This window comes from Nonomuraea sp. NPDC052129, from assembly GCF_040680095.1.
In the GTDB taxonomy this organism is placed as follows: domain Bacteria; phylum Actinomycetota; class Actinomycetes; order Streptosporangiales; family Streptosporangiaceae; genus Nonomuraea.
This window is the reverse complement of record NZ_JBFAVX010000040.1, coordinates 48,664-65,425: the sequence shown is the minus strand read 5'-3', so window position 1 is coordinate 65,425 and position 16,762 is coordinate 48,664. Positions and strand designations below refer to the sequence as shown.

Below are 16,762 nucleotides of genomic sequence, written 5' to 3'. Positions count from 1 at the left end.
CCTGTCTGAGCTGATTTCGGTATCTTGCGTAGTTCAGGACCGACCGAAACCACCCGCTACAGAAGGGACGGCACGTGCTCGACGATGCCGGTCTCCAGGCGCTCCGCGAGGCGGCCCGCCTATCCCCGGACAACCTTCCCCTGCGGCAGCACCTGGCCGGGCAGCTCCTGGCCAAGGGGTATCTCGGCGAGGCCGAGGCCGAATACCGCGCCGCGCTCGTGCTCGCGCCCAAGGACGCGGGCATCATGGCCGGGCTGGCGGAGGCGTTCGTCCGGCAGAGCGCCTACGGCGCCGCGCTGGCCGCGCTCGAGCCGTTGCTGGCCTCGCCCGGCTACCCGCCCAAGGTGGGCGTGCTGGCGGCTCGGGCGCTGCTCGGCGAGGGGGACACGGCGCGGGCGGGCTACCGCTACCACGAGGCGGTCTCCCGCGATCCGTCCGTGGGAGACGCCGACCTGGCCGCCCGGCTGTCGGCCCCGCCGACCCCGACGTATGGGGCACCGGCCCCGCCCGCCCCACCGCACGGGGCACCGGCGCCTGCCGCTCCACCGGCGCCTCCTGGGCAGTCCTACGCCGCACCGCCCTCTCCCACTGGACAGGCTTACGCCACGTCGGCGCCCGCACAGGTGGACGGGGCCACTGCCGAGGTCGAGCGCTCCAAGCTCAACTTCGCCGACGTGGCCGGTATGGAGGCGGTCAAGGAGTCGCTGCGGGTCAAGCTCCTGCTGCCGATCCAGCAGCCGGACCTGTTCGCCGCGTACGGCAAGCGCGCCGGTGGCGGAGTGCTGCTGTACGGCCCGCCGGGAGCGGGTAAGACGCACCTGGCCAGGGCCGCCGCCGGAGAGCTCGGCGCGTCGTTCGTCAATGTGGGCCTGGCCGACATCCTGGACATGTACATCGGCTCCAGCGAGCGCAACCTGCGAGCCACCTTCGAGCTGGCCCGGCGCAACCGACCGTGCGTGCTGTTCTTCGACGAGGTCGACGCGCTGGCCGCCCGTCGCTCGGACATGCGCCAGGCGCACACGCGGCAGCTGGTCAACCAGTTCCTGGCCGAGCTCGACGGCGTGGACCAGAACGCCAACGAAGGTGTCCTGGTGCTGGCGGCCACGAACGCCCCCTGGTACGTGGACGTGGCGTTCCGCCGTCCCGGCCGGTTGGACCAGCCGGTGTTCGTCCCGCCGCCCGACCCGGCGGCCCGCGCGGCCATCCTGCGCCTGCTGTGCCGCGACAAGCCTCTGGCCGAGATGGACTTCGACGCGGTCGCGCGGGTCACCGACCATTTCGTCGGCGCGGATCTGAAGGGGGTGGTGGACCGGGCGGTGGAGGTCAAGCTCCAGCAGTCGATCAGCGCGGGCCGTCCCATCCCGCTGTCGACGCCCGACCTGCTGGCCGCGGCTCAGAGCGTACGGCCGACCGCGGTTCGCGAGTGGATGGCCACCGCGCGCAACTACGTGATGCACTCCAACGACTCCGGCGCCTGGGACGAGCTGCTGCCCTGGGTCAAAGCCAAGTGGTGACCAGCGCCGATCCGGTGCAGCGGGCGCGGACCCTGCTGGGGATGCGCCGTCCGGCCGAGGCCGAGCGGGAGCTGCGCGGCGCCCTCGCCCAGGATCCGCAGCACATCATCGCGCATTCCTTCCTGGCGCTCGCCCTCGCCCAGCAGGGCGTCGTGGCCGAGGCGGTCGAGGAGGCGCATGAGGCGATCCGGCTGGCGCCCGACCAATGGCTCACCCACTACGTGGCCGGACAGGTGCATCAGCTCGCCCGCCGGCCCGACGAGGCGATGGCCGCCCTCCACGTGGCCCTCGAGCTCGAGCCCGAGTACGCCCCGATCTGGGAGCTGCTGGCCCGCGTCCACGTGTCCAGGAGTCAGTGGCCCCAGGCGGCCGAGGCGGCGCGGCGCGGGCTGGCCATCGATCCACAGGAGTCGGACCTGGTGAGCCTGCTGGCGGTGGCGCTCACCGAGCTCGGGGAGGCGGAGCAGGCCACGGCCGCCGCCGCGCACGCCGTGGGGCTGGACCCGGAGAGCGCCATCGCGCACCTGGCGTACGGCCGGGCGGCGCTGGCCTTCGGCGATCCCCGGCGGGCGGCGGACGCCTTCCGCGAGGTGCTCCGCCTCGACCCCGGCTTCGACCAGGCCAGGGATCTCCTGGTGACGGCGCTGAAGCAGCGCAATCCGCTCTACCGGCGGCTCGCGCGGCTGCGGGGCGGGTTCCGTGGCGGCCGGCTGGTGTTCCTGCTGCCCGCGGTCCCGCCACTCGTCGTGGTCTTCATCATCATCGCGCTCCTGCACTGGGCGGCGTGGGTCGCCGAGGCGTGGACCACGCTGCGGCTGGCCCGTGCCAAGGCCACCCGGCTGCTCTTCGAGGGCGCCGAGGCCCGCGTGGCCGTGCTGTGCTGCGGCCTGGTGGCCGTGGGCGCGGCGGTGCTCGTGCTGGGCGTAACGCTCGGCCTGGACACGGTCGGCACCGCGGGCGTGGCCGTCATGGCCCTGGTCACCGCGGTCCAGGAAGCCGTGCACACCGGCTCGGCGCGCGGACGGGCGATCCTGTACGGCTGGACGGCCCTCCTCGTCCTCGCCATCGCCATCGCGACGATCCTGGCCTCGACCGGCGTGGCGCTACTGAGCGTGTACGCCGGGCTGGCCACGATCTGGGTGGCGGCAGGAGTACGGCGCGTACTCGGCCACCACGGCTAGCGGTTCGCCGCCGCCTCGGCCACCACAGCTACCGCTACTCCCGCAGGGCGGAGCTGAGCCCGGTGATGGCGGTGATCAGGTTGTCCCCCAGCCGCCGCCAAGCCCGCTCGGCGGTTCCGGGGTCCGCCCGGCGGTCGGCCAGGTCGGCTTCCAGTTCGGCGCTCATGTGGACGATCAGCTGCCGGATCATCGCGCCCCGCTGCGCGGAGAGCTCAGGATCGGCGGTCCGCCCGGGCGGCTGGCCGAGCTCTTCCAGGCGGCGGAACGACGGCATGTTCAGATGCGCCTGGATCGTGTATTCGCGCAGGCTGGGCTCCACGACGGCCTGGGCGAGGAACCGGCCGTACCAGGACGGCGTGCCCACGTCGATGTGATGCTCGATGCTCGGCAGGACGAGGCAGGTGGCCCAGTCCCGCAGGGACATCTCGCCCGACTCGCCCAGCGCGGCCACCATCGCGACGCGGTGCTTCTCGATCGCGGCCATGTGCCGGGCCAGGATCGCGTGGATGAGCTCGTCACGGGTGCTGAAGTGGTACTGCACCACCGACTTGTTGCGCTGGCCCGCCGCCTCGCCGATCTTCCTGATCGACACGTTGGCGAACCCGTGCTCCGCGTAGAGCCGCTCCGCGGTGTGCATCAGCTTGTCCCTGGCGAGCGCGGAGCGGGGCGAGATCGAGGCGGCCGTCTCGGAGAGCGTCACGTTGCACTGACCTTCATGACCGTTGTCCGACCTCGCTCTGGTTCACCGCGCTCTGGTCGCGGTCCCTGCCTCCACCGGGGCCAGATTACCCGTATCGCGGCCGCTCGGGATGAACGCGGCGATCAGGAACGCGGCCAGCGCCGCGCCGCCGCCGATGAGCATGGCGACCCGGAAGCCGGTGAGGGACGGTAGTTCGGCGGGGCCGAAGCGGATGACCATGTTGGCCAGGACGACCGAGATCACCGCGCTGGAGGTGGAGGTGCCGATCGAGCGCATGAGGGCGTTGAGCCCGTTGGCCGCGCCGGTCTCCGACGCCGGGACGGCCGACATGATCAGCGCGGGCATGGCGGCGTACGCGATGCCGACCCCGGCGCTGATGACGCAGGTGAACACGACGATCTGCCAGACCCCGCCCATGAGCACGATGCCCAGGAAGTAGCCGACGGCGATCACGAGCGAGCCCGTCATGAGCGACACCTTCGGGCCCCGCGCGGCCGACAGCCGCGCCGCGAGCGGCGAGGTGGCCATCATCACCAGACCGCCCGGCGCCATGCACAGGCCGATCACCAGCAACGACTGGCCGAGGCCGTATCCCGTGGCCGCCGGCATCGCCAGCACCTGGGGCAGCACCAGCGACATCGCGAACATCGAGAAGCCGACCGTGATGGAGGCCAGATTCGTCACCAGTACCCGGCGGCGGGCGGTGATCCGCAGGTCCACCAGGGGCCGCCGCGCGCGGAGCTCCCACACACCCCACAGCAGCAGGATGACCGCGGCGGCGGCGAACAACCCGAGAACCGTTCCACTCGTCCAGCCCCAGTCGCCGCCCTTGGAGATGGCCAGCAGCAGGCACACCAGTCCGGCCGTCAACCCGACCGCGCCCAGCAGGTCGAAGCGGCCACCGGTGCGCAGCGGCGACTCCGGCACGATGGCCAGCACCAGTCCGGCCACCACGGCGCCGAGCGCCGCCGAGACCCAGAACAGCACGTGCCAGCCGATGTGCTCGGCGAGCAGCGCGGCGCTCGGCAGACCCAGCGCGCCGCCCACGCCCAGCGAGGAGCTCATCAGCCCGATCGCCGAGCCGAGCTTCTCGGGGGGCAGTTCGTCACGCATGATGCTGATGCCCAGCGGGATGACGCCGGCGGCCGCGCCCTGAAGGGCCCGGCCCACGATCATCGGGGGCAGCGAGTTACTGAGCGCGCAGACGACCGACCCGGTCACCAGCAGCCCGAGGCAGAGCACGAGGATCAGCCGCTTGCCGTACATATCCCCCAGCCCTCCGAACACCGGGGTGGCCACGGCGCCGGCCAGCAGGGTGGCGGTGATGGCCCAGGAGGTGTTCGACGGGGTGGCGTGCAGCAGGGTCGGCAGCTGCGGGACCAACGGGATGACCAAGGTCTGCATGAGCGCGACCACGATGCCGGCGAACGCCAGCACCGCCACCGTCAGGCCGCCGCGTGGCGCCCGCACCTCGGTCCCAGGGACCAGCGTCGTCATCGACGTCCTGTCTCGATCGTTGCGATACGGGGCTCTATGACCACTCCCCCTTGTGCGCCGCGCTCACGCCTGCACCCACTTCCGGGTACGCGAAGATCACGCGGCGGCCATCATAACCGTAAGGCGATCGCCTCAATAGAGTCAAGCAGTTGACTTAATCAAGGCGATCCCTCTACGGTGCTCCCACGACCGTGCGGAGGTAATGGTGACCACGACCAAGCCCGAGCGTGGCGGCGAGACCCGTGAGCTGCTCGTGACGACAGCCGAGCGGCTGTTCGCCGAGCACGGGGTGGCGGCGGTGTCCAACCGCCAGGTCAGCGAAGCGGCGGGGCAGGCCAACAACTCCGCGGTCGGCTACCACATCGGCACGAAGACCGATCTCGTGCTCGCGATCGTCCGCCGGCACGCCGAGCCGATGGAGCGGCGGCGCGCCGAGATGCTCACGACGATCACGGATTCGGCCGGCCTGCACGAGTGGATCGCCTGCCTCGTACGCCCCGTCACCGAACACATAGCCGACCTGGGCACCCCGACCTGGTACGCCCGCTTCGCCGCCCAGGTCACCACCGACCCCGCCTTCCGCAAGCTCATCACCGACGAGACGACCACGTCCTCGTCGCTGCGGCAGACCCTCGACGGGATCTCCCGGCTCGTACCCGACCTGCCCGAGCAGGTACGACAGGAGCGCAAGGACATGATCAGGCACCTGCTGGTGCACATGTGCGCCGAGCGGGAACGCGCGCTGCACGAAGGCACGGCCACCCCGCACGCGACCTGGGACGCCGCCGCGACGGGGATGATCGACGCGATCACCGGCCTGTGGCTGGCCCCGGTCAGCGCCACTCCCTGATGGGCGGATGTCACTCCAGGAGGCGGATGGCCGAGGCGGGGCACCCCGCGGCCGCGACGCGCACCGCCTCATGCTGCTCCGGCGGGGGCGCCTCGACCAGCACGACGACGACACCGTCCTCCTCGCGCTGGTCGAAGACCTGGTCGGCGGTCATCACACACATGCCGCTGGCGCAGCACAGGTCCTGGTCGGCGATCACCTTCATGACGGGCCCTCCAGTTACCACGTGACCCAGACGTCCTGCAGCCCGCCGGAGAGCCCTCCGGTACGGAGCTTGAGGTCGTCGGGGGCGTCCCGCAGTCGCAGGCTCGGCAGCCGCTGGGCCAGCGTGCCCAGCACGACCTGAAGCTCCATCCTGGCCAGAGGCTGGCCGATGCAGAAGTGCGGTCCCGCGCCGAAGGTGAGGTGCTGGTTGGCCTGCCGGCGCGGGTCGAACCGCTCGGGGTCGGGGAACTTGCGCGGGTCGCGGTTGGCGGAGGGCCCGCTGGGGATCAGCGTCGTCCCCGCCGGCACCGTCACGCCGCTCAGCTCGACGTCCTCGGTGATGAACCTCGGCACGCCGATCGCCGAGAGCGTGCTGTCCATGCGGAGGACCTCCTCGACCGTGCCCTGGATCAGCTCGGGGTCGTCGATCACCGCCTCGAAGCGCTCCCGCTCGCTGAGCACCATCGCCGCCATGATCGCGATCATGTTCGACGTGGTCTCGTGCCCGGCCAGCAGCAGCCCGCGTACGGTGGCGATCAGCTCGGCGTGGCTGAGGCGGCCGTCCTCGCTGTCGGTGATCTGCGTCAGCTCGCTCAGCAGGTCGTCACCCGGGTTCGCCCGGTTGCGGTCGATCAGGTCGGAGACGTAGGCGTTGAACTCCTCGTACGCCTGGTCGACCTCCTCCTGGGTGTTACGCGTCAGGGTCAGCATGGTGCGCGACCAGTGGGCGAACTTGTCCTGGTCTTCGCTGGGCGCGCCGACCAGCGCGCAGATGACGCGCACCGGAAGCGGCAGTCCCAGCCCGGCCGACAGGTTCGCCGGGGAGCCCTTGGCGACGAGGCCGTCCACCAGGTCGTCGGTCATCGCCTGGATCCTGGGCCGCCACACCTCCATCCGCCGGACCGTGAACCAGCGGCTGAGCAGCCGCCGCCACCGCAGATGCCCCTCGCCTTCGCTGATGTTCTCGCTGCCCATCTTGCGCCGGCTGAACAGGCCGCCGTCCTTTGTGGTGGACATCCGGGCGGCGCCCTCCCGGGCGAGGTTGCGGCTGAACCGCGGATCCGAGAGCACCGCACGGGCGTCGTCGTACCGGGTCACCAGCCCGGCCACGTCGCCGCTGGGCAGCCGGACGTGCGCGACAGGGCACTTCTCCCGCAGCTCCGCCAGCTCCGCGGGAGGCTCCAGAGCCGTGGCCCGGGTGAAGGGATAGTCAGGAATCGCCTCAGCAGTCATCGTGCCCTCCAGTTCGGGAACCTGATCGAACTCACCTTAAGTCGCCTGCTTTATTAAGGCAACCTCCTTGAAATGGCCCTCGGATGCCTTTCCGGGCCGCCTTTGGTGCATAACGGGCTTCGCAGTCGGCGGGTGGTCCAACTGACCGGAGACGGGCGACCGTCGGGCGCGGGGCCGTCGCGGAGCGTCGCGTGGGAGCTAGGCTCAATAGATCGGAAATGTGGGAGAGAAGGGACCCGATCATCGTCAACGACTACTTTCCCTCGTCCGAGGGCCCGCGACGATCGGCGCGCCGGCGCGTGACTGAGGCGGCGATCCTCAGCAGCCACGACCAGAGCCGGGCCGACATCGCCCAGTGGACCTGCCCGCACGGGCAGCACGCCGGGCACGGCTGCGTCACCTGCTACGAGGTTTCGGCCGACGCCGATCCGGCGTTGCCGTTGTGGGAGGTCGCGGTCTGGTTCACCTCGGCGCGGCCGATCCCGATCAAGACCCTGCACGATGTGCACCGCCACGGCCGCCGCTTCGCGCTGGACCAGCCGTCGACCCCCCTGGTCTACCTGCTGAGCGGGCAGATACGCGCCGAGCTGGGCGCGGAGGCGGTGGCGGGCATGGTCGGGTTCCTGCTGCAGAACCAGCACATCGTCGACGAGTTCATCGTCACGGAGATCCGCGCCGTCCACTCCTGACGCCCGAATGGGTAGGGGACTACTCAGGTGCGGCGGTCCATTCCTCCTCACTCTTGGCTCAACGGCACAACCAAGAGAGAGGGGGCGCGATGGCCGTCACTCGAATCGACTGGCATTGGTTCTCCGCCTGGGGAAACGGCTACCACACGGTCGATGTCAACCTTCCCCCGGCGCTGGTCGGCACGTCGGTCTCGCTGTACGGCGCGACCGGGGGCGGGACGCAGTACGCGGGGATCAAGCACTTCCGGCGCAGGCTCGACTCCGGCGCCGACCAGGACGTGGACTTCGGCGAGTGGCCCTCGTGGCCGCCGCTGGTCTTCGACCGCGTAAGCAGCGTCACCCTGGCGATCGCCACGGGCACGGATCAGACCGGCTGGCTGCTCGCGCGGCTCGACTTCTGGGGGTGAGAGATGGAATTCAGGTCAACGGGCGGCGGTCGGGTCGCCTACGTCAAGAGCTGCGTCCTGTATGACGCCGACGGCGTGATCCAGCATGTCCATCACGTCGTGGACATGGAGGGCGTCGAGGAGACACCGGAGAGCGTGGTCGCCGAGCGGGCGCTCGCGCTGGCCAGGGATCGCGGGCTGGACTACGCCGCGCTGCGGACGCTGCACGTGGACCCTTCGCTCATCAGCGGCCCGGTGCACATGCGGGTCGACACCTCCAGCGGGGCCCTGGTGACGGAGGAGTCTTCCACCCTCTAGCCACGGTCCTGGCCGACCGGCGCCTGGCTCCGCTGCCAAGCCGGTGTCAATCTCCGTGCAAGCGGGTGTCGTTAGCGTCGCCGGTATGTCACGACGATGGTTATTCGGTGCCGGCGCGGCGACCGCGGTCGCCGCGCTGCTGGTCACATCCTCCCCGGCGGCGGCCGGTGCCGCCACCCAGAACACAGCGGCACCGGCGGCCACGCCGGCGAAGGTGTCCAACAAGCTGTTCCACGCGTGGCTGCGACGCGACCGCGCGGCGGCCGCGAAGGTGGCCACCCCTGCGGCGGTGAATTCGATCTTCTCCTACGTCTACCGCGCGCCGGACGAGTTCGCGGGCTGCGCCGGCAACGCGTGCCGGTTCGTCCACACCAGCGTGCGGGTGCCGGGCGGGCTCAACGGCCTGCTCATGATCGTCTCAGGCTCGAAGGTGACCCGGGTCTACCAGTCACGGCACGTGACCAAGCCGGCGGTGGCCGCCAAGCAGCTGCTCACGGCGTGGCAGAAGGGCGACCGCAACCTCGGCCTCGAGGTCGCCTCTCAGCAGGCGGTCGCCAGACTCTTCCGCGTCAAGTACGACCACAAGGGCGTGACCTACTACTTCCAGGGCTGCACCAAGGAGCCGAAGGGCTACAGCTGCGCCTATTCCTACGACGGCGGCGCCCTGCTGATGCACCTCAAGGGCTCGGTCACTCGCGGGTACGACGTCCAGTCGATCGGCTACATCGCCGACTGACCGTCACCGATTTCCGATGACCTCAGGACGCGGGGACGGGTCACAGCATGATCGGCAGGCTGCGGTCCAGCCCGGACATGTGCAGGAGAGCGAGCATGAACGGGCGGGGCCTGGCCAGCGCGAGCGTGATGCCCTGGGCACGGGCGCGGTGCTGGATGCCGACCAGGATGCCCAGGCCGGTGGCGTCGCAGAACGACACCCCCGACAGGTCGATGATGAGCGTGCCGGTGCACGTCGTCAGGGCCGTCACGAGGTTCTGACGGAGCTCCTTGCTGGTGAAGATGTCGATCTCACCGCTCACCTGGATCGTGGTCGGAGCGGATGTTCCGCCGGCTCTGGGAAGCGGTATGGCGTGCGTGATGGTCATGATGATTCCCCCATCGAGGTCCGAGCTCAGCGTGCCCTGTCCAGATCTCTGGAGAAACCCGTGAGCGGTCGATCGCCGTGGGCGACGCTGACCTGGGTGCCAACGCACGAGATGTCCTCGGTGTGATGAGTTTATCGCATTTCCCGGTCAGCATTCGGAATGGTGTATTGGGCGATTCATTAACCAAAAGCGATATTCCACGCGATTATTTACTGAAGCCCGCCATCAGGCCGCTGAGGAGCTGGCGCCGGCCCACCACGTACAGGGTCAGGATCGGCAGCGTGGTCAGGACGACCGAGGCGAGCACGGCCGGCACGTTGATGCTGTACTGGCCCTGGAAGGTCCACAGAGCCAGCGGCAGGGTCCGCTTGTCCGGGCTTTGCGTGAGGATCAGCGGCAGCAGGAAGTTGTTCCAGATCGTCAGCGCGTTGTAGATCGTCACCGTCACCACGGCCGGCCGGGACAGGGGGAAGGCCAGGCGCCAGAGCGTCCCCCATTCGGTGGCGCCGTCCATCCGCATCGACTCGAACAACTCCTTCGGGACGTCGCGGATGAAGTTGGACAGGACCAGCACCGACAGCGGGATCGCGAAGGCGATCGACGGCAGGATCATCGCCAGCAGGGTGTCGTAGAGGTGCAGCCGGATGATGATCAGGTAGATCGGGATGACCGTCGCCTGCAGCGGGATGGCCAGACCCATGAGGAACAGGGAGTTGACCGACCGGATGAACCGGCGGGAGGAGGAGCCCCGCACGATCGCGTAGGCCGCCATGAAGGAGACGCCGACCGCGGGGATCACCGCGCCGACGGTGACGATGAGGCTGTTGACGAAGTACTGGATGAAGTCGGACTCGATGACCATGCGGTAGTTGGCCAGGGTCGGCTCGGTCGGCGGCGCCAGCGGGTTCATCGCGTAGTAGTTGCTCTGCGTCTTGAAGCTGGTGATGACGATCCAGTAGATGGGCACCACCACGACGACCAGCCAAAGCCACCCGGTCGCGCCGCCCAGCCAGTTCCAGTGACGGGCGGGCGCGTCGCGTTCGTGCCGGGGCCGCTGGGCGCTGGTCCGCTCAGGGCGTGTTGTCAGGGTCGTCCCCATGTCAGGCCCCTTCCATCTGGCTGTGGTCGGCCTTGCCGCCGCCGAGCCGGCGCAGCAATAGCGACAGGGCGAGGCCCACGAGGACGAGGATGAGGGCGATCGCGCTGGCCGGGCCCATGAGGTTGGCCTGGAAGCCCCGCTTGTACATGTCCAGGGCGAGCACCCGGGTGGCGTCGCCCGGCCCCCCTGCGGTCAGCACGAAGATCAGGTCGAAGAAGGTCAGCGAGCCGACGAGTACGAGGGTCGTGGACGTGATCATCGTGTACTTCAGCTGCGGCAGGGTGATGCTGAAGAACTTGCGGACCCGCCCGGCGCCGTCCAGCTCCGCGGCCTCGTACATCGACTGCGGGATCTGCCGTACGCCGCCCTGGTAGATCAGCGAGTGGAACGGGATGAACTGCCAGGACACCACGAAGACCACGACGCCGAGGGCGAGGCCGGGCCGGCCGAGCCAGTCCTGGCTGAGCAGCTCGATCTTCAGTCCGGCGCCGAGGCCGAAGTTCGGGTCGAGCAGCGCCTTGTAGGTGATGGCGATGGCCGCCGAGCTGAGCAGGAGCGGGATGAAGTACAGCACCGACAGCACCGCGCGGTAGCGCTGGGCCCCGGCCAGGAACACCCCGAGCAGGATGCTCGCCGGCGTCTGCACCAGCCAGGACAGCGCCATGATCAGGAACGTCACCCACAGCGCGTGCGGCAGGCCGGGGTCGGTGAGGACGGCGTGCCAGCTGGTGAAGCCCGAGAAGTGGATGTCGCCGATGCCGTCCCATGTGGTGAAGCTGAGCGCGAGCACCCCGATCAGCGGGATCACCCCGAAGCCCACGAAGAACACCAGCGCCGGAACGGTCAGCCACGCGAGGGGGAGGTTGCGTCCCCCTCGCGCCCGGGCCGATGGCTGACCTGGTCCGGCGGAGGTCGGAATCGTGGTCACTTGCCGATGACCGCGTTCATGTTGGTGGTGAACTGCTGCGGTGAGATCGACAGCTGGAACAGCTTGGCGATGTTGTCGAGCAGCACCTCCGCCGCCGTGGGGCTGAGCGCCTGGTCCCAGGACTGGGCGAACGTCTTTGCATTGCTGGCGATGCCGTAGACGAACTTCAGCCACTCCGCGTCCTTGGAGGAGCCGAACGCGCTGTCGGCGCCCTTGACGATCGGCACCGAGCCGACACCGACCCACGCCTTGACCTCCTCGTCCGAGAGCACCGAGGCGAAGAACTTCTTGGCGATCTCCTTCTGCTCCGGGGTCGCCTTGGAGGAGATCGACATGTACTGGCCGGGGTTGCCGACCGTGTCGCTGGGGTCGCCCTTACCGCCGTCGACCGGCGGGAAGTTCATGTAGCCAAGGCTGCCGCCGGAGACGAAGTCGCCGCCGTCGGCGGACATGCTGCCGTACGTCCAGCCGCCGTGGAGCATCATCGCGGCCTTGCCGGTGTACAGCAGCGCCTGGTCGGCGTTGGAGTCCGCGGTGATCGAGGAGAAGCCCTTGATGAACCCGTTGGCCTTGATCAGGGCCTGCATCTTGGTCAGGGCGTCGATGGCGGCCGGGTTGGACCAGGCGTCCTTCTGACCGTCGAACACGGCCTGGAACACCTCGGAGCCGCCGATGCGGTCGAAGAGGAACTCCAGCCACATCATGTTCGTCCAGCGGGACTGCCCGCCGAGGGAGAACGGCGCGATGCCCTTGGCGTTGAACTTGGGCACCAGGTCCATGATGTCGCCCCAGGACTGGGGCGGCTGGGCGCCGATCTGCTCGAAGAGCTTCTTGTTGTAGTACAGGACGATCGGCTGCACCGTCTCGCACGGCATCGCGTAGATCTTGCCGTCCACCGTCGCGGCCCCGAACGAGGACGGGAACAGCCGGTCCTTGACCGCGGCGTTCTGCCCGAACCACGAGGTGAGGTCCTCGACCTGGCCGGCCTGTACGTAGCTGCGCAGGCCGCCGCCGCCCCAGCCCCAGATGATGGTGGGCGCCTGGCCGGCCCCGATCGCCGTCTTGATCTTCGTCTTGAAGGCGTCGTTCTGGAAGGTCGTCCCGGTGATCTGGCCGTTGGGGTTGGCCTTGTTGAACCGCTCCATGGCGGCGGTGCGGATGCCTTCCTGCGGCTGCGTGGACAGGTACCAGTAGGTGGCCTTGGCGCCACCGCCACCACTGCTGGCACCGGGTTTGGTGGGGCCGGAGCTGCCGCAGGCGGCGAGCGCGGCGCCCAGGGGCAGGCCCATCGAGAGGCTGAGGAAGGTGCGGCGAGACGTTGTCCTGGACTCCACGCTGATCTCCGTACTCGAGTGCCGGGGGCGGGCCGCGGCTCGTTGATCATCGGATGCGGTGGCCGGCGGTCGTGGAGCAGCACCCCCCGATGCCTCTCCCCCAATCCGCCTTTTAAGTAGGTTCTCGAAACATTTGCGAAATGACCGCGCGGCCGTCAATCTAGATTTCGGCTGTTGACGTGTCAAGACCCAGGAACGCCCGGCAAGCGCTACCCGTAAAGATCACTTGACGGCGCCGAAACATTGCGAAATATTGCGGCACTAAGGAGAGCAGCAGATGACGGCTGTAGATCGGCCCCTCGCGGCGGAGCGGGTTCTCCGCCCGTGGCAGGACCAGACGCTCCCCGTGGCCGAACGGGTCGACGCCCTCCTCGCCGAGATGACCCTGGAGGAGAAGGTCGGCCAGCTCGGCAGCCGGTGGGTGGGCAACGACATGCGGCCGGCCGACCAGCCCGATCCGGACCCGGACGTGACCCTCAATGTGGCGCCGATGCAGGACGTGTTCGCCGCGTCCGGGACCATCCCGTTGGAGGAGGCGAGCCGCCACGGGCTCGGTCATCTGACTCGCGTCTTCGGCAGCGGGCCGGTCACCGCCGCCGAGGGCGCGGCGGAGGTGGTCCGTCTGCAGAGCTTGGTCGTCGAACGGTCCCGGCTCGGCATTCCGGCGCTGGTCCATGAGGAGTGCCTCACCGGGTTCACGACGTACGGCGCGACCGTCTACCCCGCCGCCATCGCGTGGGGCGCGACGTTCGACCCCGGCCTCGTGGAGCGGATGGCCGCCGCCATCGGGCGGGACATGCGCGCCGTGGGCGTGCACCAGGGCCTGTCCCCTGTGCTGGACGTCGTGCGCGACTACCGCTGGGGCAGGGTCGAGGAGACGATGGGCGAGGATCCCTATCTCGTCTCGATGCTCGGCGCCGCCTACGTACGCGGCCTGGAGAGCGCCGGGATCATCGCCACTCTCAAGCACTTCGCCGGCTACTCCGCCGCGCGGGCGGCCCGCAACCACGGTCCCGTCCCGATGGGCCGCCGCGAACTGATGGACATGATCCTGCCGCCCTTCGAGACGGCCATCGCCGAGGGCGGCGCACGCTCGGTGATGAACTCCTACTCCGACGTGGACGGCGTCCCGGCCGCGGCCGACTCCTGGCTGCTGAGCGACCTGCTGCGCGAGGAGTGGGGATTCACCGGGACCGTCGTCTCGGACTATTGGGCCGTGCCGTTCCTGGCGACCATGCACGAGGTCGCCGCCGACACCGACGAGGCCGGCGTCCTGGCGCTCACCGCGGGCATCGACGTCGAACTGCCCGACACCCTCGGCTTCGGCCCGCACCTGGTGGAGCGGGTGCGCCGGGGCGAGCTGCCCGCGTCCCTGATCGAGCGGGCGGCGCGCCGCCTGCTCACCCAGAAGGTCCAGCTGGGCCTGCTCGACCAGGACTGGACGCCCGAGGGCTCGGTGTCCGCGGCGGCCGGGGTGGACCTGGACTCGCCTGCCAACCGGGCGCTGGCCCGCGAGATGGCCGAACGGTCCATCGTCCTGCTCGACGGCGGCACCGCGCTGCCCCTGCGCGCGGAGGAGCTGCGTCGCGTCGCGGTCGTCGGGCCCGCCGCGGCCGAGCCGCGCGCCTTCATGGGCTGCTACGCCTTCCCCAACCACGTCCTGCCCCGCCACCCCGGCCTCGGGCTCGGCCTCGAGGCGCCCAGCGTCCTCGACGCCCTGCGGACCGAGCTGCCGGACACCGAGATCCTCCACGAACGCGGCTGCGACGTGCGGGGCGAGGACCGCTCCGGCTTCGCCGCCGCGACGGCCGCGGCCCGCGCGGCGGACCTGTGCGTGGCCGTCGTGGGCGACCTCGCGGGCCTGTTCGGGCAAGGGACCTCGGGCGAGGGCTGCGACGCCGAGGACCTGCGGCTGCCCGGGGTGCAGGAGGACCTGCTGGCCGAGCTCGCCGCCACGGGGACGCCGGTCGTCGTGGTCGTCGTCTCGGGCCGTCCGTACGCGCTGGGCGAGGTGCATGCCGGGGCCGCCGCGCTCGTCCAGGCGTTCATGCCCGGCGAGGAGGGCGCGGCGGCGATCGCCGGAGTGCTGTCCGGCCGGGTGCAGCCCGGCGGCCGGCTGCCCGTCCAGATCCCCCGCCGGCCGGGCGGGCAGCCGGGCACCTACCTGCAGCCGCCGCTGGGCCTCAACAGCCACGGCATCAGCAATCTCGATCCCACTCCGCTGTTCCCCTTCGGCTACGGCACCTCCTACACCTCTTTCGAGGTCGGCGACCTGCTGATCAGTGACGCCGAGGTGCCCACGGACGGGGAGTTCACGGTGTCGGTCCGCGTCCGCAACACCGGTGGCCGGGCGGGCGAGGAGGTCGTCCAGCTGTATCTGCATGACGTGCTCGCGCAGGTGACCCGGCCGGTGCGGCAGCTGGCCGGGTTCGCGCGGGTCCGGTTGGAGGCGGGTACGAGTGCGTGCGTACGCTTTCACGTACACGCTGACCGGACCGCCTTCACCGGCCGTGACCTGCGGCGGATCGTCGAGCCCGGGGACGTCGAGGTGCTCGTCGGCACCTCCGCCGCCGACCTGCCGTGCCGCGGCGTCGTCCGGCTGACCGGCCCGCTGCGGGTCGTCGGTCGCGGCCGGCGGCTTGTCACACCCGTGGACGTGGACCCCGTGGCAGGGAAACAGGAGGGCAGAGATGCCGGTCAGTCCTAGGCGGGCCACGCTGGCCACCGTGGCGGCCTCGGCCGGCGTGTCCGTCGCGACCGTCTCCAAGGTGCTCAACGGCCGCAGCGACGTCGCGCCGGCGACCCGCTCCCTGGTGCAGTCCCTGCTGCAGCAGCACGACTACGTCGCGCCGTCACCGCGCCGGACCGAGGCGGCCGGGGTCGGCACGATCGAGGTGCAGTTCGACACGGATCTGACCGCGTACTCCGCCGAGATCATCCAAGGCGCGGTCGAGGCCGGAGCCGAGGTCGGCATCGGGGTCGTCATCAGCATCCGCAGGGACAGGGAGCGTACCCCCGGGTGGGTCCGCTCCCTGATCTCCGCCGGCCGGCGGGCGCTGATCGCCGTGACCAGCGAGCTGACCTCGGCGCAACTGACCGCCCTGTCCCGGGCCCACCTGCCGCTGGTCGTGATCGACCCGCTGAACCTGCCCAGCGTCCGCGTGACCAGCATCGGGTCGACCAACTTCACGGGTGGCTTCGCCGCGACCCAGCACCTGCTCTCCCTCGGGCACCGGCGCATCGCCTACCTCGGCGGCCCGGCGTCCGCGGCCTGCAACCAGGCCCGCCTGCACGGCTACCGCGCCGCCATGGAGGCCGAGGGAGTGCCCGTGCCGCCCGCCTACGTACAGACGGGGCGCTTCCACTACCACGACGGCATGGTCACCGGCGCGGCGGTGCTCGACCTGGCCCAGGCTCCGACCGCGATCTTCGCGGCCAACGACGAGATGGCCCTGGGCGTCATGGAGGCCGCCCGGGCGCGCGGCCTGCGCATCCCCGAGGACCTCAGCGTCGTGGGCTTCGACGACACCCAGCTCGCCCCGATGGCCTCGCCCCCGCTGACCACCGTCCGCCAGCCGCTGCGCGAGATGGGCGGCGTCGCCCTGCGCACGGCGCTGCGCCTGGCGGCCGGCGAAAAGATCGACTCCCACCACGTGGAACTCGCCACCGAACTGATCGTCCGGGACTCGACCGCTCCGGCCGGCGAACCGGCGTAATTCACTGGCG

General features: G+C 70.2%; 17 protein-coding genes. 9 read left to right on the top strand and 8 right to left on the bottom strand.

All coding sequences use genetic code 11. From position 1 onward, the window contains the following. Positions 1-74 precede the first annotated feature (74 nt). Entirely contained in the window at positions 75-1,514 is a 1,440-nt protein-coding gene (locus tag AB0L53_RS50650; RefSeq protein ID WP_364011444.1) for an AAA family ATPase, read from the top strand. Then, positions 1,511-2,695, top strand: coding sequence for a tetratricopeptide repeat protein (locus AB0L53_RS50645; RefSeq protein WP_364011441.1), 1,185 nt, complete (start codon positions 1,511-1,513; stop codon positions 2,693-2,695). Before AB0L53_RS50650 ends, AB0L53_RS50645 begins: the two co-directional genes overlap by 4 nt. 34 nt (positions 2,696-2,729) lie before the next feature. Here AB0L53_RS50645 and AB0L53_RS50640 read toward each other — a convergent pair whose 3' ends face one another. Both AB0L53_RS50640 and AB0L53_RS50635 read right to left on the bottom strand, forming a co-directional pair. After that, positions 2,730-3,395, bottom strand: coding sequence for a helix-turn-helix domain-containing protein (locus tag AB0L53_RS50640; RefSeq protein ID WP_364011438.1), 666 nt, complete (start codon positions 3,393-3,395; stop codon positions 2,730-2,732). A gap of 42 nt (positions 3,396-3,437) precedes the next feature. Next, complete coding sequence (locus AB0L53_RS50635) at positions 3,438-4,892, bottom strand: MFS transporter (RefSeq protein ID WP_364011435.1); 1,455 nt, start codon at positions 4,890-4,892, stop codon at positions 3,438-3,440. Positions 4,893-5,094: 202 nt separating this feature from the next. Between AB0L53_RS50635 and AB0L53_RS50630 the strand changes: the two genes are divergently transcribed. Continuing rightward, entirely contained in the window at positions 5,095-5,742 is a 648-nt protein-coding gene (locus tag AB0L53_RS50630; RefSeq protein ID WP_364011433.1) for a TetR family transcriptional regulator, read from the top strand. Positions 5,743-5,752: 10 nt separating this feature from the next. On the opposite strand, the gene AB0L53_RS50625 is transcribed toward AB0L53_RS50630, so the two are convergent. Together AB0L53_RS50625 and AB0L53_RS50620 are read right to left on the bottom strand one after the other, a co-directional pair. After that, entirely contained in the window at positions 5,753-5,947 is a 195-nt protein-coding gene (locus AB0L53_RS50625) for a ferredoxin (RefSeq protein WP_357952115.1), read from the bottom strand. 14 nt (positions 5,948-5,961) lie between these two features. Beyond that, a complete protein-coding gene (locus AB0L53_RS50620) occupies positions 5,962-7,179 on the bottom strand; it encodes a cytochrome P450 (protein WP_364011430.1) in 1,218 nt (405 codons plus the stop codon). Positions 7,180-7,397: 218 nt separating this feature from the next. Here AB0L53_RS50620 and AB0L53_RS50615 point away from each other — a divergent pair, with 218 nt between their 5' ends. The 4 genes from AB0L53_RS50615 to AB0L53_RS50600 all read left to right on the top strand — a co-directional run bounded on the left by AB0L53_RS50615 (position 7,398) and on the right by AB0L53_RS50600 (position 9,308). Beyond that, complete coding sequence (locus AB0L53_RS50615) at positions 7,398-7,868, top strand: hypothetical protein (protein ID WP_364011427.1); 471 nt, start codon at positions 7,398-7,400, stop codon at positions 7,866-7,868. Between the two features lie 89 nt (positions 7,869-7,957). Then, on the top strand, positions 7,958-8,275 hold the full coding sequence (locus AB0L53_RS50610) for a hypothetical protein (protein WP_357952112.1): 318 nt from the start codon (positions 7,958-7,960) through the stop codon (positions 8,273-8,275). A 3-nt stretch (positions 8,276-8,278) separates the two neighbouring features. Beyond that, on the top strand, positions 8,279-8,572 hold the full coding sequence (locus tag AB0L53_RS50605) for a hypothetical protein (protein ID WP_358199743.1): 294 nt from the start codon (positions 8,279-8,281) through the stop codon (positions 8,570-8,572). Between the two features lie 85 nt (positions 8,573-8,657). Then, positions 8,658-9,308, top strand: coding sequence for a hypothetical protein (locus AB0L53_RS50600; RefSeq protein ID WP_364011424.1), 651 nt, complete (start codon positions 8,658-8,660; stop codon positions 9,306-9,308). Between the two features lie 40 nt (positions 9,309-9,348). On the opposite strand, the gene AB0L53_RS50595 is transcribed toward AB0L53_RS50600, so the two are convergent. The 4 genes from AB0L53_RS50595 to AB0L53_RS50580 form a co-directional block, all read right to left on the bottom strand. Then, entirely contained in the window at positions 9,349-9,675 is a 327-nt protein-coding gene (locus AB0L53_RS50595; protein ID WP_364011421.1) for an STAS domain-containing protein, read from the bottom strand. 205 nt (positions 9,676-9,880) lie between these two features. Continuing rightward, positions 9,881-10,774, bottom strand: coding sequence for a carbohydrate ABC transporter permease (locus AB0L53_RS50590; protein ID WP_358541287.1), 894 nt, complete (start codon positions 10,772-10,774; stop codon positions 9,881-9,883). A gap of 1 nt (position 10,775) precedes the next feature. Beyond that, positions 10,776-11,702, bottom strand: coding sequence for a sugar ABC transporter permease (locus AB0L53_RS50585; RefSeq protein ID WP_364011418.1), 927 nt, complete (start codon positions 11,700-11,702; stop codon positions 10,776-10,778). Beyond that, positions 11,699-13,036, bottom strand: a complete 1,338-nt coding sequence (locus tag AB0L53_RS50580; protein WP_364011415.1) for an extracellular solute-binding protein — start codon at positions 13,034-13,036, stop codon at positions 11,699-11,701. The genes AB0L53_RS50585 and AB0L53_RS50580 overlap by 4 nt, the downstream gene beginning before the upstream one ends. Before the next feature lie 277 nt (positions 13,037-13,313). Here AB0L53_RS50580 and AB0L53_RS50575 point away from each other — a divergent pair, with 277 nt between their 5' ends. Next, positions 13,314-15,743 (top strand): glycoside hydrolase family 3 N-terminal domain-containing protein, encoded by a 2,430-nt coding sequence (locus AB0L53_RS50575; protein WP_364011412.1) that lies wholly within the window; start codon positions 13,314-13,316, stop codon positions 15,741-15,743. Further along, on the top strand, positions 15,727-16,752 hold the full coding sequence (locus tag AB0L53_RS50570; protein WP_364011409.1) for a substrate-binding domain-containing protein: 1,026 nt from the start codon (positions 15,727-15,729) through the stop codon (positions 16,750-16,752). The genes AB0L53_RS50575 and AB0L53_RS50570 overlap by 17 nt, the downstream gene beginning before the upstream one ends. Positions 16,753-16,762 lie beyond the last annotated feature (10 nt).